Source organism: Antarctobacter heliothermus (assembly GCF_900188425.1).
GTDB classification, from domain to species: domain Bacteria; phylum Pseudomonadota; class Alphaproteobacteria; order Rhodobacterales; family Rhodobacteraceae; genus Antarctobacter; species Antarctobacter heliothermus.
Genome location: NZ_FZON01000056.1, coordinates 1 through 20,776, shown reverse-complemented (window position 1 = coordinate 20,776; position 20,776 = coordinate 1). Strand labels below are relative to the sequence as shown.

The 20,776-nt window shown below is 62.8% G+C and carries 26 protein-coding genes and 2 pseudogenes; 10 read left to right on the top strand and 18 right to left on the bottom strand.

Going from position 1 to position 20,776, the window contains the following annotated elements; all coding sequences use genetic code 11:
* Nucleotides 1-29 precede the first annotated feature (29 nt).
* From CHB90_RS20940 to CHB90_RS20910, 7 genes are all read left to right on the top strand, one after another.
* Nucleotides 30-215: a hypothetical protein gene (locus CHB90_RS20940; protein ID WP_245823322.1), complete on the top strand. Its 186-nt coding sequence runs from the start codon at nt 30-32 to the stop codon at nt 213-215.
* 2 nt (nt 216-217) lie between these two features.
* Nucleotides 218-439, top strand: coding sequence for a DUF6900 domain-containing protein (locus CHB90_RS20935; RefSeq protein WP_089279776.1), 222 nt, complete (start codon nt 218-220; stop codon nt 437-439).
* A gap of 12 nt (nt 440-451) precedes the next feature.
* A complete protein-coding gene (locus CHB90_RS20930) occupies nt 452-670 on the top strand; it encodes a hypothetical protein (protein WP_089279775.1) in 219 nt (72 codons plus the stop codon).
* A gap of 53 nt (nt 671-723) precedes the next feature.
* A complete protein-coding gene (locus CHB90_RS20925; RefSeq protein ID WP_089279774.1) occupies nt 724-1,086 on the top strand; it encodes a hypothetical protein in 363 nt (120 codons plus the stop codon).
* A 117-nt stretch (nt 1,087-1,203) separates the two neighbouring features.
* Nucleotides 1,204-1,551 (top strand): hypothetical protein, encoded by a 348-nt coding sequence (locus tag CHB90_RS20920; RefSeq protein ID WP_089279773.1) that lies wholly within the window; start codon nt 1,204-1,206, stop codon nt 1,549-1,551.
* Between the two features lie 58 nt (nt 1,552-1,609).
* Nucleotides 1,610-2,011, top strand: coding sequence for a hypothetical protein (locus CHB90_RS20915; protein WP_089279772.1), 402 nt, complete (start codon nt 1,610-1,612; stop codon nt 2,009-2,011).
* A gap of 40 nt (nt 2,012-2,051) precedes the next feature.
* Complete coding sequence (locus CHB90_RS20910) at nt 2,052-2,621, top strand: DUF3489 domain-containing protein (protein WP_089279771.1); 570 nt, start codon at nt 2,052-2,054, stop codon at nt 2,619-2,621.
* 9 nt (nt 2,622-2,630) lie between these two features.
* Here CHB90_RS20910 and CHB90_RS20905 read toward each other — a convergent pair whose 3' ends face one another.
* From CHB90_RS20905 to CHB90_RS20875, 7 genes are all read right to left on the bottom strand, one after another.
* Nucleotides 2,631-2,840 (bottom strand): DUF7220 family protein, encoded by a 210-nt coding sequence (locus CHB90_RS20905; protein ID WP_089279770.1) that lies wholly within the window; start codon nt 2,838-2,840, stop codon nt 2,631-2,633.
* Nucleotides 2,837-4,213, bottom strand: coding sequence for a site-specific DNA-methyltransferase (locus tag CHB90_RS20900; RefSeq protein WP_089279769.1), 1,377 nt, complete (start codon nt 4,211-4,213; stop codon nt 2,837-2,839). Before CHB90_RS20900 ends, CHB90_RS20905 begins: the two co-directional genes overlap by 4 nt.
* Nucleotides 4,210-5,472, bottom strand: a complete 1,263-nt coding sequence (locus tag CHB90_RS20895; RefSeq protein ID WP_089279768.1) for a site-specific DNA-methyltransferase — start codon at nt 5,470-5,472, stop codon at nt 4,210-4,212. Before CHB90_RS20895 ends, CHB90_RS20900 begins: the two co-directional genes overlap by 4 nt.
* 547 nt (nt 5,473-6,019) lie before the next feature.
* A complete protein-coding gene (locus CHB90_RS20890; protein WP_089279767.1) occupies nt 6,020-6,871 on the bottom strand; it encodes a sulfotransferase domain-containing protein in 852 nt (283 codons plus the stop codon).
* A 57-nt stretch (nt 6,872-6,928) separates the two neighbouring features.
* Nucleotides 6,929-7,951 carry a type 2 periplasmic-binding domain-containing protein gene (locus tag CHB90_RS20885; RefSeq protein WP_089279766.1) on the bottom strand — a complete coding sequence of 341 codons (1,023 nt, stop codon included), beginning with the start codon at nt 7,949-7,951 and terminating at the stop codon, nt 6,929-6,931.
* A 19-nt stretch (nt 7,952-7,970) separates the two neighbouring features.
* The gene (locus tag CHB90_RS20880; RefSeq protein ID WP_089279765.1) at nt 7,971-9,272 is read right to left on the bottom strand and encodes a TRAP transporter large permease; all 1,302 of its coding nucleotides are present in this window, start codon (nt 9,270-9,272) and stop codon (nt 7,971-7,973) included.
* The gene (locus CHB90_RS20875) at nt 9,269-9,700 is read right to left on the bottom strand and encodes a TRAP transporter small permease (protein WP_170941135.1); all 432 of its coding nucleotides are present in this window, start codon (nt 9,698-9,700) and stop codon (nt 9,269-9,271) included. The genes CHB90_RS20880 and CHB90_RS20875 overlap by 4 nt, the downstream gene beginning before the upstream one ends.
* A gap of 122 nt (nt 9,701-9,822) precedes the next feature.
* On the opposite strand from CHB90_RS20875, the gene CHB90_RS20870 reads away from it, so the two are divergent.
* Nucleotides 9,823-10,764: a LysR family transcriptional regulator gene (locus tag CHB90_RS20870; RefSeq protein ID WP_089279763.1), complete on the top strand. Its 942-nt coding sequence runs from the start codon at nt 9,823-9,825 to the stop codon at nt 10,762-10,764.
* Nucleotides 10,765-10,875: 111 nt separating this feature from the next.
* On the opposite strand, the gene CHB90_RS20865 is transcribed toward CHB90_RS20870, so the two are convergent.
* The 7 genes and pseudogenes from CHB90_RS20865 to CHB90_RS20840 all read right to left on the bottom strand — a co-directional run bounded on the left by CHB90_RS20865 (nt 10,876) and on the right by CHB90_RS20840 (nt 14,446).
* Nucleotides 10,876-11,532 (bottom strand): hypothetical protein, encoded by a 657-nt coding sequence (locus CHB90_RS20865; RefSeq protein ID WP_089279762.1) that lies wholly within the window; start codon nt 11,530-11,532, stop codon nt 10,876-10,878.
* Nucleotides 11,529-11,918 (bottom strand): hypothetical protein, encoded by a 390-nt coding sequence (locus CHB90_RS27105; RefSeq protein WP_245823323.1) that lies wholly within the window; start codon nt 11,916-11,918, stop codon nt 11,529-11,531. The genes CHB90_RS20865 and CHB90_RS27105 overlap by 4 nt, the downstream gene beginning before the upstream one ends.
* Before the next feature lie 118 nt (nt 11,919-12,036).
* Nucleotides 12,037-12,426 (bottom strand): annotated as a pseudogene (locus tag CHB90_RS27100) (DNA cytosine methyltransferase); the annotation flags it as partial.
* A 71-nt stretch (nt 12,427-12,497) separates the two neighbouring features.
* A complete protein-coding gene (locus tag CHB90_RS20855) occupies nt 12,498-13,550 on the bottom strand; it encodes a helix-turn-helix domain-containing protein (protein ID WP_089279760.1) in 1,053 nt (350 codons plus the stop codon).
* Nucleotides 13,540-13,941: a VRR-NUC domain-containing protein gene (locus CHB90_RS20850; protein WP_089279759.1), complete on the bottom strand. Its 402-nt coding sequence runs from the start codon at nt 13,939-13,941 to the stop codon at nt 13,540-13,542. Before CHB90_RS20850 ends, CHB90_RS20855 begins: the two co-directional genes overlap by 11 nt.
* Nucleotides 13,938-14,204, bottom strand: coding sequence for a hypothetical protein (locus CHB90_RS20845; RefSeq protein ID WP_245823321.1), 267 nt, complete (start codon nt 14,202-14,204; stop codon nt 13,938-13,940). Before CHB90_RS20845 ends, CHB90_RS20850 begins: the two co-directional genes overlap by 4 nt.
* On the bottom strand, nt 14,201-14,446 hold the full coding sequence (locus tag CHB90_RS20840) for a MerR family transcriptional regulator (RefSeq protein WP_089279758.1): 246 nt from the start codon (nt 14,444-14,446) through the stop codon (nt 14,201-14,203). Before CHB90_RS20840 ends, CHB90_RS20845 begins: the two co-directional genes overlap by 4 nt.
* Nucleotides 14,447-15,025: 579 nt before the next feature.
* Here CHB90_RS20840 and CHB90_RS20835 point away from each other — a divergent pair.
* Complete coding sequence (locus tag CHB90_RS20835) at nt 15,026-16,306, top strand: tyrosine-type recombinase/integrase (RefSeq protein WP_089279757.1); 1,281 nt, start codon at nt 15,026-15,028, stop codon at nt 16,304-16,306.
* A 20-nt stretch (nt 16,307-16,326) separates the two neighbouring features.
* Here the strand turns inward: CHB90_RS20835 and CHB90_RS20830 are convergent, their stop codons facing one another.
* Both CHB90_RS20830 and CHB90_RS20825 read right to left on the bottom strand, forming a co-directional pair.
* A complete protein-coding gene (locus CHB90_RS20830) occupies nt 16,327-16,926 on the bottom strand; it encodes a hypothetical protein (protein WP_089279756.1) in 600 nt (199 codons plus the stop codon).
* A gap of 440 nt (nt 16,927-17,366) precedes the next feature.
* Entirely contained in the window at nt 17,367-17,813 is a 447-nt protein-coding gene (locus tag CHB90_RS20825) for a DUF302 domain-containing protein (RefSeq protein WP_089279755.1), read from the bottom strand.
* Between the two features lie 99 nt (nt 17,814-17,912).
* Here CHB90_RS20825 and CHB90_RS20820 point away from each other — a divergent pair, with 99 nt between their 5' ends.
* Nucleotides 17,913-19,415, top strand: a complete 1,503-nt coding sequence (locus CHB90_RS20820; protein WP_170941134.1) for a winged helix-turn-helix domain-containing tetratricopeptide repeat protein — start codon at nt 17,913-17,915, stop codon at nt 19,413-19,415.
* Between the two features lie 568 nt (nt 19,416-19,983).
* Here the strand turns inward: CHB90_RS20820 and CHB90_RS20815 are convergent.
* Both CHB90_RS20815 and CHB90_RS20810 read right to left on the bottom strand, forming a co-directional pair.
* A pseudogene (locus CHB90_RS20815) lies at nt 19,984-20,442 on the bottom strand (SIS domain-containing protein); the annotation flags it as partial.
* Between the two features lie 30 nt (nt 20,443-20,472).
* Nucleotides 20,473-20,776 (bottom strand): transposase (locus CHB90_RS20810; RefSeq protein ID WP_170941133.1); only part of this gene is annotated, 304 nt, incomplete at its 5' end.

Here is a 20,776-nt window from a genome sequence, read left to right as displayed (position 1 = left end):
GCGCACAGGAAAGAATGGGGCACAGTTCAATGAGCGACGGGTGGCGGGATCACAGCAGCCCTGCGCAGGAGCGCGTGAACTGGGTGATGGACGAGGTGATGTCCGGACGGATGAGCCAGGAACAGGGGATGGTCGAGATGGCACGCGCCCACGAGATGATGCGCGAGGAAGCCCGCGCCCGCACCACCCACCCCGAACACCGCCGGGAGGACTGAGCATGGCGCGCCGCCACAAACCTCTCGATCCGAATGCCGCACGTGATGCCCTGCTCCTCGACATCGTCCAGCGCCATCTCTTTCTCGAGACGCTTGAGATCCGCAACTGCGACCGGCTCGATTTCCACAACACCGCTGTCTGGGCGATCCGCTCCGCGCTGGAGGCCGCATATGAGGCCGGGCGTCGCGCGGGTGAAGTCAGCGAACCGACACTCCAATCCTGAAGGGACATGACCATGACTGCCATCACCACCATCCGGATCGACCACGCCGCCCTGCCGGACCCGCTGAACCTCAAGGGCTCTGACGCGGCCGCACGAATGATCGAAGATGCGCTGCGCAACGAGGGCATCGCCGCCGAGGCATCAGACGTGATCTCGCACATCAAGATTGAACTCCCCACCACCCAACTTGGCGCTGCCAGCGCCATGTTGGCCAGCCTGCAGCTGATCTGAGGGCGACAAACCATGACCCCCCCCGATCCTGTTCAAGGCGAAAGGCCCCAGCCATGACGCACTCCTTCAACTGCCTGCCCGAGGGGGAGACGCTCGCCCTTCTGATCCGCCGCGAATGTGCCATCGGCTTCGACCTGCGCTTCTGCCGTAGCGTCGCTGTGCCCGAACACGACCGCAACACCGTTACCTGCGCCCCGGACGAGGCCGAGTTCGCCACGCTCTATGCCCTCACCGATCTGGGCGAGGCGATTGCCATCCATGATGTCGACCTTTCGAGCGCAGGGGCAAATCAGGTCGCCGCAGTGGCCCGCGCGCTTTTTGTCGCCATCGTCAACGCGCGCCGCGATCCACCCGATGCCGCTCAGCGCTTTGAGGCCGAGCAGGCCGCGTTGATCGAACCGGATCGCATCGCGTGAACGGTCGGGTTGTGATCATAAAGCAATGATATTGCTCAGATTTGCCTACGATCATCCGCGCTCTGGAGCGAATGTGATGGCACGGAAACGATGCAACTCACCGCAAGGAACGCCACCATGACCCACCCCGCAATCACCCTGATCGCCGACTTCCGCGCCGCCGCCAAGGAGATCGACGCCATCCTCGCGCCCAGCGCCTGCGCCACAATTGCCGCGCACAACTGGATCATCATCGACGACTTCGGGCCGCTGACATTCACCCTGACGCCCGAGGGCAAAACGCACCGCGCCACCTGCACCGGCCACGGCGCGGCGCACAAGGTCAACCGCTTCACGCGCGAAGATGCCCAGCGCCTGGCACGCGCCTGCAACGCCCGCGCTGCTTTCTGGCGGGACGCCGCGCGCGATGAGGTCGCAAGACTGCGTCGCCACATCGCCACGCTGGAAGCTGCCAGCGCAGCTTGAGCCTGATGCGTGGGGCCTGCGGGCCCCGCTGCCAGCCTGAATACGAGAGTGTCTGACCATGACCATACCTCCCATCCTGCCCAGTCGGAACGAAGACTACGGCTTCTTCCAGACCATGACCCTTTGTCCGCTGCGGGACCGCCGTTCGCAGGAGGTCTGGACACTGGCCACAAACTTGATCGCCGATGCCATCCGCGCCGACAGTGAGGACGAGCTGATCGGCATCCGCGACTTTCTGGACGGCCGCATGGGCCGCCACTTCGCCGACGATGTCGTTGGCGCGTTGCAGGGCGGGGCCGCTGACAGCGAAGCGGCAATCCAAGCTGCCATCCGAAAATGGCTGGACTGGCGCATCTGCCGCCGCACTGAACGCGAGGAGGGTATCCCCGCAGGGCTGCCGTATCTCACAGGTTGGGTCCAGCACTTCGCGGTCACCGCTCCGATGGAAGAGACCACCTGAGCCCAGCGCCTACGATCCCCATTCACGACAGGAGGCCATGATGCCCAAACTCACGGACACGCAAACGATCATTCTCAGCCGAGCGGCCACCCGCCCGGGCAATCTGGCCATGCCGCTGCCCGAAGGGCTGCATGGCGCTGCCGCGAAGATGGCGGTCACCCGCATGATCACCAACGGCTGGCTGGAAGAGGTCGATGCAGATCTCCGCAAGGGCGAGCCCCTGTGGCGTGAGACCGGCGATGGCCACGGCACCACGCTGATCGCGACCGAGATCGGGCTCGGAGCCATCGGGATCGAGCCGGTGGTTGCGAAGGCTGTGACCGGGCCGCGCAAGGCGAAGCCGAAACCGGACGAGGAACCCACCGCGAGCGAGGCTGCTGAGGTCGCAAAACCCATCACCATCCGCTCTGGCACCAAGCAGGCGCAGATCATCGCGCTCCTTCAACGGCCCGAGGGCGCCTCGATCACCGAGATCGTCGAGGTGATTGGCTGGCAGGCTCATAGCGCGCGTGGCCTGATCTCTGGTGGGCTCAAGAAGAAACTGGGCCTGCCCATTACCTCGGAAAAGGTCGACGGGCGCGGCACCGTGTACAAACTCGACGCGGCCTGATCCCGAGTGTTACCACCAGCGTTCAAACAGCCTGCGCAGCGCATAGCTGCGCAGAAGCGAGATCCCGGTGAACAGGGCGCCGATGGTTAGGTTTTCGCCAAGGCTTGGATGCAAGCCGAACCATGGGAACACCACGATCTGCGTAGCGACGGCCAGCCCGTAGCCCACAGCGACGTTGGAGATGGCCTCGATCAGCGACATGCGACGCGACTGCGTCATGCGCGTTTCCTCGCCCGGCGCGCAGGCTTCTGGTCTTCCTCCTTCAAGGCGATGCGATTGGCTGTCCGCCCCGTCGCCAGTTCCCAGCGTCGTACGGCCACGTCGCAATAAACCGGGTCCAGCTCCACCGCGAGGCATCGCCGCTCAGTGCGTTCTGCCGCTATCAACTGGGTGCCCGAGCCGCAGAAGGGTTCGAACACGATGTCGCCCGGGTCTGAAAAGGCTTCCAGCACTGCGTCGACCAGCGCCACCGGGAAGACAGCAGGGTGCGACCCTGCCGCCCCGAGCCCGCCCTTGTGGCGCATGATGCGAAAGACGCTGTCCGGGATCCGATGGCTCTGGATTGCGTTGCCGGTGCCGGTCTTGGGTCTGACGTGGCCGTCCGTGGTGCGCAGGCCACCGCCGCCGAGGGGTTCGCCCGCGTGCTTGCTCTCGACCGTCTTGTTGGGCTTCCGGGGCTGGCGGTTGAAGTGGAAGATGAACTCGTGCGAGGGCGCCAGCCGTCCGTTCCAGTCGCCCGGCAGGCCGGGCCCCTGGTCCCAGACATACCAGCCGAACCGTCGCCAGCCCTTCGCGCGCATCCAGTCGAGCCAGTGCTCCCAATACGGGATCCATTCGCCATCGCGATGGACAAGGCCAAGGTTGACCAGCAGCTGGGCATCGGTCGCGACCGGCGCTGCGGCGAACACGCCTTGCATCAGCGCATCCCAATCGCCGACCTTCTCCTTCGCCGCGCCATAGTCGCGCTGCTGGGCATAGGGCGGCGAGGTGAACATGAGCGATGCCTGCGCCCCGTCCATCAGCCGCGCCACGACGGCTGGATCTGTGGCGTCGCCGCAGATCAGCTGGTGATCGCCCAGCGCCCAGATGTCGCCCGGCTTGGTGATCGGTTCGGCCGGGGGCTCGGGGATTGAGTCGGCGGTGTCGTCGTCCATCGGCGCGCGGTCTTGGTCGGCGTCGTTTAGCAGGGCGTCCAGTTCGTCCTCGGGAATCCCGATCAGCCCCAGGTCGAAATCCTCGGCCAGCAGCCCGCGCAGGTCCTCGAGCAGCAGGGCCTCGTCCCAACCGCCCATCTCAGTCAATTTGTTGTCGGCGATACGATAGGCCCGGCGCTGCGCTTGGGTCAGATGGCCCAGCACAATGACCGGCACCTCGGTCAGCCCCAACTGCGCGGCGGCCAGGACGCGGCCATGCCCGGCGATCAGCTCGCCGTCCGCCGCCACGAGGCAAGGGACGGTCCAGCCGAACTCGGCCATGCTAGCTGCGATCTTCGCCACCTGATCTGCATCATGGGTCTTGGCATTGCGGGCGTAGGGCCGGAGCCGGGCGAGCGGCCAGTGTTGGATCTGGCGTGGCAGCAGCGGCACAGTCATGCAGCCAGCCGCTTGGGCTTGAGGGCGGCGAAGGTCTCGCCGGTCCCCACCAGCACTGCCTCTTGGTCGGTAAAGGACTGCCAGCGTTCAATAGCGACGTCAACATAGGCTGGGTTCAGTTCGACCCCGAGGCAGAGTCTGTCAGTGGTCTCGGCCGCGATCAGCGTCGTGCCGGACCCCATAAAGGGCTCGTAGACCGGCTGGCCGGGGCTGGAGTTGTTCAGGATCGGACGGCGCATGCATTCCACCGGCTTCTGCGTGCCGTGCACCGTGTCGACATCCTGGTCCCGGTTGGCGATCTGCCACAGCGTCGTCTGCTTGCGATCGCCCGCCCAGTGCCCTTTGCCCTTGGCACGCACGGCATACCAGCAGGGTTCATGCTGCCAGTGATAGTCACCACGGCTCAGGACCAGCCGGTCCTTGGCCCAGATGATCTGCGACCGGATGGCGAAGCCAGCGGCGACCAGGCTGTCGGATACGGTGGCCGCATGCAGCGCACCGTGCCAGACATAGGCGACGTCGCCGGGGAACAGCGCCCAAGTCTCGCGCCAATCCGCGCGGTCATCGTTCAGCACCTTGCCAGTGCGCTTCGTCTTTGCCGCGCCCGCATGGTTGCGCCAGGACGGATCGTAGTCCACGCCATAGGGCGGGTCGGTGACCATGAGCAATGGCTTCACATCGCCGAGCAGCCGCCCGACGACCTCGGCCGAGGTACTGTCGCCGCAGATCAGACGGTGCGGACCGAGCTGCCAGAGGTCGCCGGGCACTGACACGGGCGTGACGGGCATCTCCGGCACATCATCCTCACCCTCGACCGGACCTTCAGCGCCCAGCGCCTCGGGGTCGCGCAGCAGGGCGTCCAGATCTTCGTCGGTGATCCCTAGCAGCGACAGGTCGAAGTCATCCGCCAGCAGGCCTGCGATCTCATCGCGCAGAACGGCCTCATCCCAGTCGCCAAGTTCCGTCAACTTGTTGTCTGCGATGCGGTAAGCGCGCCGCTCGGCCTCGTCGAGATGGCCAAGCCGGATCACCGGCACTTCAGTCAACCCGAGCATCGTCGCAGCCAAAACGCGGCCATGCCCCGCGATCAGTTCGCCGTCATCCGCCACCATGCAAGGCACGGTCCAGCCGAACTTCGCCATGCTGGCAGCGATCTTGGCCACCTGGTCGTCGCCATGTATCTTGGCATTGCGGGCGTAGGGGCGCAGCCGGTCGATCGGCCAGCTCTCGATCTGACTCGGCGCGAAGACCAGGTCCATGGGGCGGTTCTCTGATTTAGGGCAGGGCGGCCAGACCAAGCCATGCGGCCGGAAGGACCAGCAGCAGGATCGGTGTCCGCAATGTGGGGGAAACGAAAGCACCCGAGAGGGGTTTCCTCCGGGTGCAATTCTTCGATGATCAATGGGTACGTCAAGGGGGGCAGCTTTGTCAAACTATTTTCCGAAGTGGAATCAATGTGTTCCGCCCGATCTGGAAAAGGCCCGTGCCGAGGTGGCTTCCTTTGGTGGCTTCTGGCCAAACTGGATTCCGTGAAGTGGCTTCCCTGGATGCCAAAAGGAATCCACCCTGGCCAAGGCCGCTTTCGCGCAACCCTTTGATGTTGAGTCAGAAATTCGAGACAATCGGCTGGGGTGGCTTCCAGGTGGATTCCCCGGTGAAAAAGCCAGTCGCTAGAAAAGTTCCGCGCTGCGCCCCCCCGTATACAGACGGGGCCGGGGAGGAACCATGCCAAGGGGGATGGTTCCTCCCCGGAGCTGCCGTTCATCAACAATCATGCCGTTGTCAGCTTTCGCAGCAGGAACACGTTCATGCGGTTCGACAAAGCCACGCGGCCGATCGAACGTCCAACTCGGTCCGGACCCGTCCGATCAATTTGGCCTGCTGCGCATGACTCAGGCTTTCGGCGGAATTGCTCTGACGGGAGAAGAAACCTGCGTCATCCTTGAAAAAGCCGGTCTTTGCCTGAGGAGCGAAGGCGTCTGAGTGGTTTCGCATGGCCGCCTTTTTGGTTCTGTCGAGTATCGCGCGCATCGATGACTGGTCGAGACTTGCGCCGATGCCATCGGACAGAGTGCGCAGCGCGGCAATGGGGGCTTCCGACATGTCGCGATAGTGGACCTTTACGGTCGATCCCGGTTCTGACCTGCGAAAGTGGTGCAGAAGCGCAGACAGCGTGACGCCTTCGAAACGCGCGTGATCCAGCGGGCGGGACAAGAAAGTATCGAATGCCTTGCACAAGGGGCCAAGGTTCGGGTTGTCGGGCGGCGGCGAGGCCATGTTGCTCAGGTGCCTCCGCATGGACAAAAGGCAGTCTCCCGGATCGCGATAGACCGTGATGACCGCGACGCCATCGACCAGGGGCAGTCCGTCCAGCGGCGTGTGTGTCTTGAAAAGACGTCGGCCATGGGCGGCGTGCGCCTGAGGCGCGGGAGCATCCGGTTTTCCGCCATGGAAATCTATCCAGGGCGCGACCGAGGACAGCCTATCAAATCGCGCATCGGCCCCGTGAAGGATCAGATAGGCCATTGCCAGCGTCCAGGTGGTGCCGCTCTTTGGCGGTGTCGAGACCACCACGTCGCCGGGCCTGAGATCGACATCCGACCAGCGCGCACTGTCGAAGAGGCTGCCCTGGTAGCGCGGCAGGTGAGAACGCGTCATCGTGCACCTCCGTTGTGTGCGGGCCCTCGGCACCGCAGCGCCGCAGGCCCGGAGGTGTCAGTTCGTGGCCTGCTCGGCGGCGATCTGCGCCGTGTAGAACTCCAGTACCTCTTCACCGTCCAGGCCCAGGGCCTCCATGCGTTTCAGCCATCCGGCGACCGGGCCACCCGATGCGGCCAGCAACTCGGCCTCAAAGGCGTCGCTTGCGTCGATGACCTGCATCTGGCTGTCGAGGCTCTGCATTTTCGCGTCGTTGAGGCCGGTCCAGATCGTCCCGGCTGACTCGGCGAAGGCCGCGCCCGACAGGGCCATGATCGCGGTCTGATCCGCGTCCGAGATCCCGTCCCAAGCGGCATCGGAGATCAGGAAACTGAAGGCGGGCGTGAAGATCTTTTGCCTGGTCACGGTGATCGACTTGGCGTGTTGCAGGGCATTGAACTTCTCCGCGTCCCACGGCGGGATGCCGACGAAGCCGTTCACCACGCCGCTCTGGATCACTTCGGCCATCTGCACCGCAGGCCCCGAGACCACGTTGCCGCCCCCGGCGCTCAGGATCGCAGACGTCACGCCGGGCAGGGCCCACATCTTGCGATCCGTCGCATCGGCGAGCGTTTCGATGGGTGTGTCGTTCAGCGAATAGAAATCCCCGCCCGGAGCCACGAAGGCCGACAAAAGGTGCAGCCCGTCATATTCGTCGACGCCGGACAGATGCGTCTCGTAGGTGCGCCAAAGCGCGAGGGAAGAGGCCCGCGCGTCGCCGGTCCCGGTGAAGGGCATCATTGCCACAAGAGGCCCCGCGATCTCGTCCGCGAGAAACCCGTTGAATGTGAAGCCCGCATCGAACAACCCGCCCCGGATCGACTCGATCTGCTTGGGCGGCGGGGCAAGGCTGCGCGGCGGCACGCTGACCGTGACCCGGCCCTCCGTCGCCTCGGCCACATCCTCGGCCCAGGCCCCGAGGACTTCGGAGCAGAAGAAATGCTGCGATGGCCAGAAACAATTGACCAAGAGCTCCTTGGCATTGGCCGGAGCGGCCAACAGGCTGGACGCGGCTAGCGCGGTAAGGATGACATGTTTCATGAATTCTCCTTTCAAGAGCTTAGTTGCGGCCCATCAGGCCGGGGAGGAAAGTTGCGACCGGCGGGATCGCTATCACGATCAAAAGCACCGCCAAAAGCGCACAGGCGAAGGGCAGGACGCCCAGAAAGATCGTCGACAGCGCCGTGTCAGGGGCGTTGGCCTTGACCACGAAGACATTCATGCCAACGGGCGGCGTGATCAGCCCAAGCTCGACCACGAGCACCACGACGATGCCGAACCAGATCAGGTCGACCTCGGCCGCGATCAGCGCCGGCAGGAAGACCGGAACCAACAGAAGAAGGATGCCGACCGCCTCGAATACCGTGCCCATCACGATGGCGATGACCGCCACTGCGCAGACCAGCCCTGTGGGCCCCAAGTCCATCCGCGCCACCATGTCGACCACGGCGAAGGACACGCCGGACAGGTTGAGATATTGGGCAAAGACGCTGGCCCCGAAGATGATCATGAAAAGCGACGCGGTGACCGAGGCGGTTTCGGAGAAGCAGTTTCGCCAGTCGCGCAGCGTCGTCAGTCGGCTGCGTGCGACGGCGATCGCGCCGGCCCCGAAGGCGCCGATCCCGGCGGCCTCGGTCGGGGTGAAGATCCGGCCATATATGCCGCCCAGGACCAGCGCGAAGAGCGCCAGAACCGGCAGCGCCGCGCGCCCGGCCCGCTGCGCGCGGTCCGGCGAAGCCTCGCCCTGCGGCATGTGCGGCAGCGGTGCCCGCACCAGGCAGAGCAGGACCGTCAGCAGGAAGGCCCCGACCAGGATCAGCCCCGGCAACAGGCCCGCCATGAACAACAGGCCGATATCCTGCTCGGCGATGCTGCCATAGATGATCAGCGGCACCGAAGGCGGAATCATGATCCCCAGCGTGCCGCCAGCCGCGATAGTGCCGGTCGACAGCCTGTCGCCGTATCCGTGGCGGCGCATCGACGGCAGGGCCACGCGGACCATGGTGGCCGCGGTGGCAATGGAGGACCCGCAGGCGGCGGAAAAGCCCGCCGATGACAGGATCGTCGCGTAGGCCAGGACCCCGCGCAGTCTCGCAAACGCCATCTGGGCCGCATCGTAGAGATCCTGCGAAAGCTCTGCCCGGTGAACAAAGACGCCCATCAGCAGGAACAGCGGCACGACCGACAGCGGATAGGCGGTGGCGATGCCTTCGACCTCCTGGCCGATCAGGGTCATCGCCGCCCCCGGACCCCGGATCATCGCGACGGCAAGACCCGCCACCACAAGCGTGGCAAAGCCGATCCGCACCCCGACAAGACAAAGCCCGAGAATGAGAACAAGGACGATCACCGGCCCGATCATCGCGCTTGCCCCGTCAGGTGAAGGACGGTCGCAAGCGCACACAGCAGCGCATAAAGGAGCAGCGGCACCGCCAAGGCGACTTCCAGCACCAGCGATTGCTTGCCGCGCAAGGCGGCATCCAGACCCATATGCGCCAGTTGCCAGGCGATTACCGCGAGGCCCGCGGCGGTGAAGACACCGATCACACCCGCCATCAGCCGCGGATAGCGGCGCGCCAGCCGCGGCGAGATCAGGTCGACCGCCACATGGTCGTCGCGCGCGCTGACAAGCCCGAGCCCACAGAACACAAAGCCGCCCATGATCCACTGGATCAACTCACTGGCGCCGAAGAGCGGCCGATTGAACCCGTAGCGCCCGACCACATCCCAGACTGTCAACCCAAGCAGCACCGCCCCGAGCAGGAAGGCCAGCCATTCAAGCGCGGCCACGGTCGTGTGTCTGAGGGCAGAAGAAGTGGGCATCAAGGCAACCTTTCGCATTGATCCCACTATGAAGCGGCGCTAACTATTTCTGCAAATGATCCTTTGACACATATTCATAACCTAATGACATGCAGATTGACCCCCGCCACCTCGTCCAGCTCGCAGTGATCGTCGACAAGGCGAGCTTTACCGAGGCGGCGCATGAGCTGAACGTAACGCAGCCGGCCCTCAGCAAGACCATTGGACTGTTGGAAAAGCGGCTGGGCGCGCCCCTGCTCAGTCAGCGCAGACCGGTCGTGCCGACGCCTCTGGGGGAAACCTTGGCGCAGCAAGGGCGCCTGATCCAGGCGTCGATGAAGGAGGCGGAACAGACCATCTCGGACCGGCAACGCGGCCTGCGCGGGCGCATCCGGCTGGGCGCGCCGCCATTCTTCCTGGAAACGCTTGCCAGCGATGTCGTGCGCGATTTCACCGCCCGGCACCCGGATGTGGCGTTCGAGTTCGTTGCGGGTTTCTTCGATGAGGTCCGGGACCTGGTCCTGCGGCGGCGGCTGGATCTCGCGCTTGGTCCCATGAATGCTACGCTGAATGCGCCATCCCTGCGCACCGAGACGCTGATCCTGTCCCAGAAGGCTCTGTTTTGCCGTGCGGGTCACCCCTTGCTGACAAAGTCCGAGATCACCGCCGATGACCTGGCTTCGTTTGGCTGGATCGGCCACTCACTGAACAGTGTCATTACGACGGAAATGAAGATCGATCTGTTCGAGTTCGGGGTTGAAGGAGTCGAACTGGTGGTGGCCTCGGCGTCAGTCAGCCTCTTGCTGTCACTGCTGGAGACGACCGACTACCTGTCGTATTTGCCGATGTTCATGATGCGCGATGCCGTGCGGTCAGGGAGTATCAGCGCCCTTCCCGTGCAAGGTTTCGCCCCCAAAACGCCGTTGGGTCTGATCCACGGTGTCAGCGCAATGTCGGACCCGCTGGTTCGCGCCTTCGCCGAAACGATGAAGAGGCATCTGACGGCCGCCGAGGCCGAACTGTTGCATCTCTTCCCAAGCCTTGCTCCCTGATATGGCGGCGCTGGACGACGACCTGGGCCTTTGCCAGATTTTTGATCTTCCCAAAAGCTGACATCCGCGCGACTCGCAGCTAATGACCGCTCTCCGCCCTTTCTGACAAGCCTATCGCTTCCAAGGCCGCACCCTCGGCATTTCCTCGGTCACCTGGACATCCCGCAGTATTCCACCCGCAACCAGCCCATCCCTCACCCAGCCCAGCGCCTGCCACCAATCCTCATATCCGCGCCGAGCTGATGCGATCTGTTCCGGGTGGGGCCGCCAGGTGACCGGACAGGCCAAAACCTCCACTGTTCGCCACCGTCCGCGCGAGAGTATACGTTCGGTGCCCACTACTTCCGTCACAGCCCGAACGCCATGCTGGTTTTGTCGCGTTTCCACTGGGATGCAGCGTGGCACGACACCGGGCATCCAGTCGGGGGTCAGCCCGGCCCGGGCCAGTTCCGCGACGCGGATGGCCATGCGGATGCCGCCAAGGCTGTCGGGGAGCCCGGCAACGGTGGCCGCGATCACTTCGGCATCGGCATGGGTATAACTGCCCATCTTGTGCTGCCCGCCATCGACCTTGCAGCCCAGCGCGGCGCGCTGCATCAGGACGTATTCAAGGCCGAAGCCAAAGCCTTCTTCCACCACATCCTTCGGCGGGGGCAGTTCCAACTGCGCCTTCTCGATCCGAAACGCCCATTCCAGCGCTGCCTGCACGCCTAGCGCGCGTTTCACCTTTGCACCACCGGCGCGCCCAATCCGTCCCTGTATGCTCATGGCTGCAATCCTTTAAACAGGTTCATCTGCGCTGGGCGCTCCGACCCCTCCACGGGCCGCCAGATCCACGGGCCCGAGGCCATGGGCAGCTGCGAGAGTGCGCCACGCATGTGCTGCTGCCAGTGGGTGAACTCCGTTTCCGAGCAGGCGCAGAGCGCGTGCCCGATGGGCCAGCCCATCAGCCATCCGACGAAGAGCGGATTGAGCCGCCTCCGCGCCCGGGCCTTCAGGATCCGCCGCGAGACGACCCGCCCATGCGAGGCAATCATTGAAGCCCAGAGCGGGCGCGAGATCGGGCCGTGCGGCGAGGACCGCCGTCCATGCGGCATGATCGCCGGGGCCGGGCGGGTGAAGCCCTGTTCCGCCAGGTAGTGCAGGATATCCATCCGGGACTTGCCATCGGCCCGCGTGATGCTCGCAGGGCTGCTGCCCTTCCAATTCTGGGCCGCCGGTGTGGGCCAGTATGAAGATGCGGAGCCGCTGGTGCGGCGCGCCAACTTCTGCCGCGCTGAACAGGCCTGCCGCAGGCGTGTAGCCCATGTCCCAAAGCTCTTGCAGCACGGTTTCAAGGCCGAGGCTGACGTGACCGGGGACGTTTTCGAGGAAGACCCATGTGGGATGGCATTCGGCGATGACCCGGGCGACCTCGGGCCAGAGGTGGCGGGGGTCGTCGGCCCCACCGCGCTTTCCGGCGGCACTGAAGGGCTGGCAAGGATATCCGGCCAGGACGATGTCGAAGGCCCCACAGAAGGGCCGGGCATCGAAGCTGCGCAGATCGTCCCAGATCGGGGCCGGGGCGAAGTATCCGCTGCGCTGGGCGGCGGTGAGGACGGACCGTGGCCAGTCCTCCCACTCAACGAACGCGCGGGTGTGATAGCCGGGCTCGGCGAGCATGAGGCCCAGATCAAGGCCTCCGCCGCCTGCGCAGAGGGACAATCCGTTCCGGGGACGTGACACCATGCCATTCACCGCACCCCCCGCAGCCGCAGCCTGTCCGCTGTCACCAGCCTGCGGGCAAGCATTGCCTCGCACATGGCGTTGCTGATCATGCTGGGGGGCAGATATTCTTCGGAATTGACCTTGGCCGCATAGAATTCCGCCAGCTCATCCGGGCCGGGCGATGGCGTGCCTTGGGCCTTGCGGCTGCGCTTGGATTTCAGGGTGCTGACATTTGTGGCAGCCGCCTGCGCATCGCGCTGGGCGGCGCGTTCCATAGCACGATCCAGCGCTTTCGGGCCGTCGGGCGGGTTGGGATGATCACTCCGGGTCTCAGTCGCGACCTCGATGATCCTGCGCTCGGAGAGTCCGAAGTCATCGATCCATCGCCGTACATGGGCCCGCGCTGGCCAACCCTGCCACCAGGCGGGCAGGGTGGCATTGGCGGCAAATCCCAGCGCCGAGAGCAGCTCAGAAAAAAACCGATCAAAATCGGAATCGCGCGCAGCCGCGTCCTCCTCCTCCTTTACTGGTTTACTTAAGGGTTCCCTTACAAGGTTAGTGTCGCAATTTGAGACACGGGATTGGTCATTTTTGAGACACGGGTTTGCGTCTAATTGAGACACGGGCCCGTGTCCGGAACTGAGACACGGCTTTGGGTCTGTGCCGGACGACAAGTCACTGCAGATGTGCGCTTTTTCGTCGATTGACCCGTGTCTCAAATCTGGACACGGGATTTCAGCCTCTCCTGCCTCGAAGGGATTGGTTGAATCCCCCTCGATTTGGCCCGGCCCGCGCGGCGTGAACCCTGGCTCGCAGCCCAGCAGATAGCGGGTGGGGCGCTGCTGACCGGTCTTGGAGTCTGTTACCCTGATCCGACGAATGAGACCGCGTGCTTCCAACCCGTCGAGGTGGCGGTTCAGCGTTGCCCGACTGATTTCGCAATCATGTGCCAGCCGCACCTGCGAGGGAAAGCAGCCATAGTCTGGATTGAACCGGTCGCAAAGATGCCAGAGCACGATCTTCGCTGCGGGTTTAAGCCCGCGCTGCTTGATGGCCCAGTTGGTCGCGTCATGGCTCATGGCGCAGTCCTCCCGACGGGGCGGCGATGCGCGTGGTGAAGCCATGCTCCGTCAGCGCGCCCAGCGCATCGTCGAGGCTGCGAACCAGCGCCCAGCCAAAGCCCTGCGCCTGCACCGCATCGCGGAAGGCCTCCTGCGTCGGACGCAGCCGTCCTTTCGGCGCTTTCAACTCGAGAAACAGCACGCGGCCATCGCAGATCACCATCAGATCGGCAAAGCCCGGATGAACGCCCATGCCCACCAAAATGGCCTGCCGTTTCGCACCGCGCGGGCCAGCCTCGGTCACCTCGTTGGCGCAGTGATGGATGATGGCCGTGCTGGGCAGGGCAACGCGCAGCGCCTGCACGACCGTGCGTTGCAGATCGGCCTCGGGGGTGCCGCGCCGCTTCATGACCCCACCTCCGGATCCGGTCGGTGGTTGCCCCGCGCGGGATGCCTTGCATCGACCACCACCAGCAGGATGCGGGCGTCCTCGCGTTCATGTTCCGTCTCGCCATGTTGAACGAGAAGAGTGCAGGCCAGCCGGATCAGATGATCGGAATGGTGGGCTACATCGGCCACGACGGCGCGGGCCTCGCGCCGCCGCTCGTCGATCCAGTCCGCGCGCACTGCGTCCTGCGCAGGGTGTTTGCGAATGGAAAGCTGCGGCTTCATCGCCGACCTCCCCCACGCCGGGGGCTCGGCAGTTCCTGCTGTTGCAGCCAGTCCTGCACCGCGTCACGGCGGTAATAGACCTTGCGGCCCGCGCGCACGCAGGGCGGCCCGAAGCGTCGCGCCTCCCAGCGGCGCAGCGTGTCCACCGTCAGATCCAGCTCAAGCGCCAGGTCAAGGCGGCTGATCCAGCCGGTCAATACGCCACCTGGCGCGGATCGCTCGGAGGTTCCGGTTTCCGTCATGCTCTTGTCTCCCGTTGATCGCCCGAAGCGGGCCGATTTCCGGATCCAAAAGACGCAGACGCAAAGGGGTGGCGGGAAGGCGCAGGGTGGCACTGGAATTGGCATTGCGTGCCACCCCTTGTTTTATTGGGGTTTTCGCGTTTGGAGCGATGTCGGAGAGCTCAGGCGCAGGACGGACAGGCGTGCCCGCGAGCACCGCGCCGGGGGCGGTTGTGCTTGTTCGCACCGCATAGGCCCGCATCCGGCGACATTCGGCAGCACAGGCGGAGTTTGAGTTGGGTGGCAGGGTGGCATCGCTCTGCCAAAACCGCGCCACCCTTTGATTTCAATGGAAATTTACAAAACTCTCTGGTGAATCTGGCACCGATGCGCGCTACGCGACCCGTTGCACGTCCCTACCGCGTGGGCCGCGCTTGCAAGATTTTTCGTAAAACCCAACAAAACACCCAACAAAACAAAGGGTGGCGCGGGTGTTGCGATCCGCTGCCACCCTGCGCCTCCCCGCCACCCCGGTGTGTGTGCTTGGCTTGATTGTGGGGCGAATCTACGCCTGTGTCACAGGTGAAAGGACGTGCTGAGTTGGTCAACAGATTGCGATTGAACGATAAATCGGTGCGGGAGGCGATCCCTGCGAAGGGGCGTGACTACCAGATTTTCGACACCGAGGTGCGGGGGTTTTCGATCCGCATCCTGAGGTCGGGCAACCGGTCGTTTGCGCTCGATTATCGCTATGCCGGGGCCCAGCGCCGCATGGCCATCGGGCGCTGGCCGGAATGGACGGTGACAGCTGCACGCGAACGCGCAAAGGAACTGCGCCGCGAGATTGACGATGGCCAAGATCCCCTTGGCGCGCGGGGTGAATTGCGCGAGGCTCCAAGGATCAACGACATGATCGCGCGCTACATGGACGAGCATCTGCCGCATCTGGCCAGGACCAACGCATCCGACCAACGATCGATGCTGACGAAGCTGGTCGCACCGCATTGGGGCAACAAGCTGGTCAGTGAGATCACGCCGCATGATGTGGCGAAACTGCTGAACATCATCGCCAGGGGCCGATCGCGGCCTTCCAAGGACAAGCCGAACAACCGGGCGCGCAAGCTGCAGGGGTCAAAGCCGACCCCGATCCGCGCCAACCGGACGGGTGAGGTGCTGCGCAAGATGTTCACGCTTGCCATCAGCTGGGGCTGGCGCACGGACAATCCGGCGTCCGGCTTCAGGAAAAGGCCGGAGAATTCCCGCGAGCGGTTCCTGTCGCAAGACGAGATCGCGCGGCTGGCCGAGGCGCTGGACGCGGCCGAGGATCAGCGCGGCGCAGGGATAATCCGGATGTGCCTGCTGACCGGCAGCCGGGTGGGCGAGGTGCGGCAGGCGCGGTTTGAGCAGTTCAATCTGGAGCTGGGCAGCTGGTCAAAGCCCGCCACCACCACGAAGCAGCGCAAAATCCACCGCATCCCGATCTCGGCCGAGGTCGCCGCCATCGTGCGCCAGCGCCAGCTGGTGGTGCCAAAGGGCAATCCGTGGCTCTTTCCCGGCGATGTGCCGGGCCAGCCGGTCAAGGAAATCCGCCGCTTCTGGATCAACATGCAGAAAGAGGCCAAGCTTCCCGAGGTGCGGATCCATGACCTGCGCCACACCTTCGCCTCCTTGCTGGTCAGCGGTGGTTCCTCGCTGGAAATGATCGGCAAGCTGCTGGGCCACAGCCAGCTGCAGACGACCCAGCGCTATGCCCACTTGATGGAGTCGCCCCTGCGCGCCGGTGTCGACGCCGTGGCCAGCATGCTCCGGCCCCGCCCGAAGATCGTGCATGATGCCGATGCCGCGCCCAAAACCTTATCCGACGATCAAAAGTCCGCGTGACCCACGCCGCCTTGTGCTGGTCAGGCGTTTTCGCGGCGCAGCTCATGCCAGATCGGCGTGATCCGCCTGCGGATGCTGCGGCTGTCGGGGATCCTCGCCCCACCTGTCTGATCGGCGAACCAGTCCTGCATCTCCGCGATGAGTTCGGCCTGTGTGGCGGGCAGGCCCTGATCGTGGATGCGCCGGATCAGGGCGATGTTCATGCCCGCCCAATCATAGGGCTGTCCGCCATTCGCACCCCCGGCGGCCTTGCGAACCAGGTCGTGCTCGTCCTCGAATCCGAAAACCTCCTCGGCGCGGATCAGCATATCCGCAACCGCAACCGGCACGCCGTCCGGTGGGTCAGTGATGATCAGCCAGTTCGAGGCATCGGGTGGCAGGATGCGTTGCATGATACCTTCGGTCGGGCTGGGTCCGCTGCGGCGAAACAGGGGCAGCAGGTCCATCGGCGACAAGGTCACAGGACCCGCCACCATAGCATCGCCACAGCGGACAAGGCTGATCCCCGTCATGATCTTAAGCTTGCCCTGTGATGCCCATCCCGCGATGTCGGCGACGGAACACTCCCAGCGGACTGAGATTTCATAAAGCGAAAAAAACACGCGCGGTGGTAAGGCCACGGCGACTCCCTCCTCAATCGGGCCAGAGGAGAGACCATGCCTGCGCCCTGCTGACCATGTTTTTATGACAAGACAGGAAAATCCGGGCGCAAAAGGTCAGGGCGTAAAACCGCCTTCTTCAACACTTCTGCGCGAAATGAATCGTCCTGTCTTGATTCTGATTGAGGCCTGCTCGCCTCATGCGGGAAATTCGCATCCGACGGAAACGGGATCAATAGGGGCGAAGCAGGAATCTACGAGTGACGCGGCGGCAGGAATGATCGTTGGTGTGGAACGTCAGGTAAACTTGACATTCACGTTATGAACCGACGCCAAACCCCAGAGCTGCTATTCACGCAAGCTGCAGAGAATGACTGATCAGAGCCCTTACTTCCGAATGCTGCAGCGCTCTCGAATGGCCGGTATGGTGAAGCGTGAAGGCTTCACCATTTGGCACGCTACTATTCGCCGGCTGCAGCAGCTGAGAATCTCTCCAATGCGCCCTTCATCGCCAGAATGGCCGGGTGATCTGCGGCGAGACCGTGGGACGGTGCGACAGCCGTTGGGTCATCATAGGTCGCCCAGGTTTGACCGTTGGCGTCTTCAAAGAACAAAATCCGTAGTGGCAAGTTTAGAGCCATGGTTTGACCTGTTTGCAAAGCGCTCGCCCCGATTTTGGGACTGCCGAATATCACGATGGTTGTGGGACGCAGGTCTTTGCCGACCGAGGCGTTGCCAGCAGCAAAGTCGATCGTGTTGAATACCCGCGCGCCTGCGGTTTCGACGGCGTCTGTCAACCGCACCACGGAAGTTGCGACATTGGCGTTGCTCGCCACATTAATGCGTTCTGCCATGGCGGTCCCTGCGGATGTTGCTGCGATAAATGCTAGTGCAATCAGTGTTTTCATGTTTCTCTCCTAGGTGTTCATTGTCCGATGCCATTTGGACTAAGTACTGTCTAATCTTCATGAACTGCGGTTTCTGGAGGATTTTTGGAGGAATGCTCCTTGAGCCAAAGTTATGGACAAATCTGGAGCTTTGGTTCTTTTGCGCTTGATGAAGTGACCTTTGAGCTCACGCATTCCGACGTCCCGGTCGCGATCGAGCCGCAAAGCCTGCGTGTTTTGATCTTCCTTATCCGTCAAAGGGACCGAGTTGTGTCCAAAGACGATCTGGTTGAGGCAATTTGGCAAGGGCGCGCGATCAGTGACTGGGCGATTTCCGGTGCGATCAAAGCTGTTCGGATTGCACTTGACGACACCGACCGCGACAACCGTATCGTCAAGACGATCCATGGGCGCGGATTTCGCTTTGTTGCGGACGTCATTTCCAGAACCCCGGAAACTGCATATGGGCCCAAGCCAACCGTCCTTGTCCGCGCCTTCCGATCCAGCGGAGAGGACGCCGCGCTCGATTATCTTGCCGATGGTCTGACAGAAGATCTGATCCACGACCTGTCGCGACACGATGCGTTGACTGTGTTGTCCTACAACACGTCCCAAGCGCTCGGGCATGGGGTGCCGGGGGACATCTACGGCGTTACACACATCATTGATGGCAGCATCCGTGAAAGTGGTCCACGCACCCGTGTGAACGCAGCCATCCTGAATGGAAACGGGCAGCAGCAAATCTGGGCGGAACGTTTTGATCTGTCTCAGGAAAGCCTTTTGGCGGGTCATGATTTGATCGCAGATCGGTTACATGCCGTGATTGCGCCGGATCATACCCGGCCTGCCAGGCAGCGGCGCGGCACCGTCAATTCTCAGGCTTATGATGCCTACCAGAAAGGCCGTTACGCGTATTTTCGCTATGAACCTCAGGCCTTTGTCGACGCGCTGTCGCATTTTGTGAAAGCCACTGAGCTGGACCCTGATTTTGCCAACGCCTACGCGCAGCAGGCCTATTGCCGCACGACGCTCTATGTTTTTGGATTGCCCGGGAGTGACACAACGCTGGATGCAGCGGAGGGTCTTGCGCGTGAAGCCATCAGGCGGGACGACAACGCAGCACTCGGATACGCGCGGCTTGGTTGGGTGCTGGGGTATCTTGGGCGGCCTCAGGAAACCATTTCTGCCTTTGACGCTGCCTTGACGCGCGACCCAGAAAGCCCCGAGACCTATCTGGCCTACGGTGAGACCATGAACCGCCTTGCGCGACCGCAAGACGCCGGGCCGCTTCTGGAGGCAGTGTTCTCAAAAGACAGCTTTCTGCCGCCCAGTTGGGAATTCCCGCAAGGCCATCGCCACCTTTTGTTAGGGGAGCAGGAAGTGGCAATAGCGCACTTTCAATCCGTTCTGGATCGCGTCCCGCGTTTTGTTCCAGCACGAGTCCAAATGGTGCGCGCGCATTGGGAAATCGGTGATACCGAGGGCGCAAAGCAGGGCGTTGCGAGGATCAAGGAAATCGCGCCCAAGTACAGCCTTGCCCACTCAAAGCGCATGTTCCCGTATCCCGTTCAGAAAGAAGCGGATGCGCTGATGGCAGCGCTTTCGGGCGCTGGATTGCGTTAGGTTTAATGAGCGGAGCTGACGTTCGCTTGTGCAACTCCAACACCCGTTTTGTCCGCGTGTTACCAGTTCGCGACTCGCGCGGCGAAGGTCGGCTGTCGCAAATTTGCGTCTAGGGCCATCTAGCATTCGGGAACACATTTCCGAAGCTGGTTTCCGCCACGCTGCTCCGCCGCGCGATTGATGATCGCGCAATTCATGTCAACGCCACGTCAACCTGCATACGCCTGTTTGGCGCGGTCTGGGACGTTGAAAGCCGGTCTATGACGGGCGGTGCCGGAATGGAAAATGCGCGAGATCAAAGGCTTATCGCATAAGTCATTGGTTTTTATAAGCTATTGGAATCGCTAAGGTTTCGGCTCATAACCTGAAGGTCACAGGTTCAAATCCTGTCCCCGCAACCAAAAGATAACGTGATATCAAATACTTAAATGTTGAGCGTTTCGCTTGTTTATGCCTCGTCGCAGTTTACGTCAGCATTACGTCGACAAATCGCATGGCGGGGTGCAGTCGGTACGTTCAGCGATCCCATGGTTGTAGTAGAATGCTTTCTTGCGTTTGCGCAAAGCAGTTACTCCACAGTTACCGACTTGGCCAGATTGCGCGGTTGGTCAACATCTGTGCCGCGCGCAAGTGCCGTGTGGTAGGCCAGCATCTGGGCTGGGATGGCATAGACAAATGGCGCGATAAAGGATGAGACGGCGGGGAGCGCGATTGTGTGCTGCACATCTCCGGCTTCTTGCAGTCCTGCCTTGTCTGACAGCAAAATGATTTGCCCGCCGCGCGCCATGACCTCTTGCATGTTTGAGATTGTCTTATCAAACAGAGCATCGCGCGGCGCCATCACCACGACCGGCAATTCCTTATCGATCATGGCTATCGGGCCATGCTTGAGTTCGCCTGCAGCATAGGCCTCAGCATGGATATAGCTGATCTCTTTAAGCTTCAGTGCGGCTTCTAAAGCCATAGGATACATCTGCCCGCGTCCAAGGAATAAAATATCATCATACCGCGCAAGGGTTTCGGCGACGAGATATGGGCAAAAGTTGGTGATGCCTGATCAGGCGGCAGTTTGAAGTTGGCGGATCCCATCGCGGAACTCAACCCCCTGGATGATCTCGGGCAGGCGGTTCTGTCCGTCGAGTTTGCGCCATTTCTTCTGCGCTGACATCATCAGCTTGAAGGCCATGGCCAGCCCGGTCTTGCGGCTGAGGCATCCTTTGGTGCGTTTCGTGCGGTGCCGGACCGTGGCGAAAGTGCTTTCGATCGGGTTTGACGTTCGGATGTGTTTCCACTGTTCCGCCGGATAGTCGTAGAAGGTCAGCAGCGCATCCCGGTCCTTGACCAGCTTGGCGACCGCCTTG

What these genes read in the sequence shown, in the direction of transcription:
- CHB90_RS20865 (WP_089279762.1), bottom strand. Translation starts at nt 11,532, where the DNA reads ATGAGCATACAGGGACGGATTGGGCGCGCCGGTGGTGCAAAGGTGAAA.
- CHB90_RS20920 (WP_089279773.1), top strand. Translation starts at nt 1,204, where the DNA reads ATGACCCACCCCGCAATCACCCTGATCGCCGACTTCCGCGCCGCCGCC.
- CHB90_RS20915 (WP_089279772.1), top strand. Translation starts at nt 1,610, where the DNA reads ATGACCATACCTCCCATCCTGCCCAGTCGGAACGAAGACTACGGCTTC.
- CHB90_RS27105 (WP_245823323.1), bottom strand. Translation starts at nt 11,918, where the DNA reads ATGGATATCCTGCACTACCTGGCGGAACAGGGCTTCACCCGCCCGGCC.
- CHB90_RS20845 (WP_245823321.1), bottom strand. Translation starts at nt 14,204, where the DNA reads ATGAAGCCGCAGCTTTCCATTCGCAAACACCCTGCGCAGGACGCAGTG.
- CHB90_RS20880 (WP_089279765.1), bottom strand. Translation starts at nt 9,272, where the DNA reads ATGATCGGGCCGGTGATCGTCCTTGTTCTCATTCTCGGGCTTTGTCTT.
- CHB90_RS20870 (WP_089279763.1), top strand. Translation starts at nt 9,823, where the DNA reads ATGCAGATTGACCCCCGCCACCTCGTCCAGCTCGCAGTGATCGTCGAC.
- CHB90_RS20930 (WP_089279775.1), top strand. Translation starts at nt 452, where the DNA reads ATGACTGCCATCACCACCATCCGGATCGACCACGCCGCCCTGCCGGAC.
- CHB90_RS20890 (WP_089279767.1), bottom strand. Translation starts at nt 6,871, where the DNA reads ATGACGCGTTCTCACCTGCCGCGCTACCAGGGCAGCCTCTTCGACAGT.
- CHB90_RS20925 (WP_089279774.1), top strand. Translation starts at nt 724, where the DNA reads ATGACGCACTCCTTCAACTGCCTGCCCGAGGGGGAGACGCTCGCCCTT.
- CHB90_RS20910 (WP_089279771.1), top strand. Translation starts at nt 2,052, where the DNA reads ATGCCCAAACTCACGGACACGCAAACGATCATTCTCAGCCGAGCGGCC.
- CHB90_RS20855 (WP_089279760.1), bottom strand. Translation starts at nt 13,550, where the DNA reads ATGAGCCATGACGCGACCAACTGGGCCATCAAGCAGCGCGGGCTTAAA.
- CHB90_RS20895 (WP_089279768.1), bottom strand. Translation starts at nt 5,472, where the DNA reads ATGGACCTGGTCTTCGCGCCGAGTCAGATCGAGAGCTGGCCGATCGAC.
- CHB90_RS20905 (WP_089279770.1), bottom strand. Translation starts at nt 2,840, where the DNA reads ATGACGCAGTCGCGTCGCATGTCGCTGATCGAGGCCATCTCCAACGTC.
- CHB90_RS20935 (WP_089279776.1), top strand. Translation starts at nt 218, where the DNA reads ATGGCGCGCCGCCACAAACCTCTCGATCCGAATGCCGCACGTGATGCC.
- CHB90_RS20940 (WP_245823322.1), top strand. Translation starts at nt 30, where the DNA reads ATGAGCGACGGGTGGCGGGATCACAGCAGCCCTGCGCAGGAGCGCGTG.
- CHB90_RS20840 (WP_089279758.1), bottom strand. Translation starts at nt 14,446, where the DNA reads ATGACGGAAACCGGAACCTCCGAGCGATCCGCGCCAGGTGGCGTATTG.
- CHB90_RS20885 (WP_089279766.1), bottom strand. Translation starts at nt 7,951, where the DNA reads ATGAAACATGTCATCCTTACCGCGCTAGCCGCGTCCAGCCTGTTGGCC.
- CHB90_RS20900 (WP_089279769.1), bottom strand. Translation starts at nt 4,213, where the DNA reads ATGACTGTGCCGCTGCTGCCACGCCAGATCCAACACTGGCCGCTCGCC.
- CHB90_RS20850 (WP_089279759.1), bottom strand. Translation starts at nt 13,941, where the DNA reads ATGAAGCGGCGCGGCACCCCCGAGGCCGATCTGCAACGCACGGTCGTG.
- CHB90_RS20825 (WP_089279755.1), bottom strand. Translation starts at nt 17,813, where the DNA reads ATGAAAACACTGATTGCACTAGCATTTATCGCAGCAACATCCGCAGGG.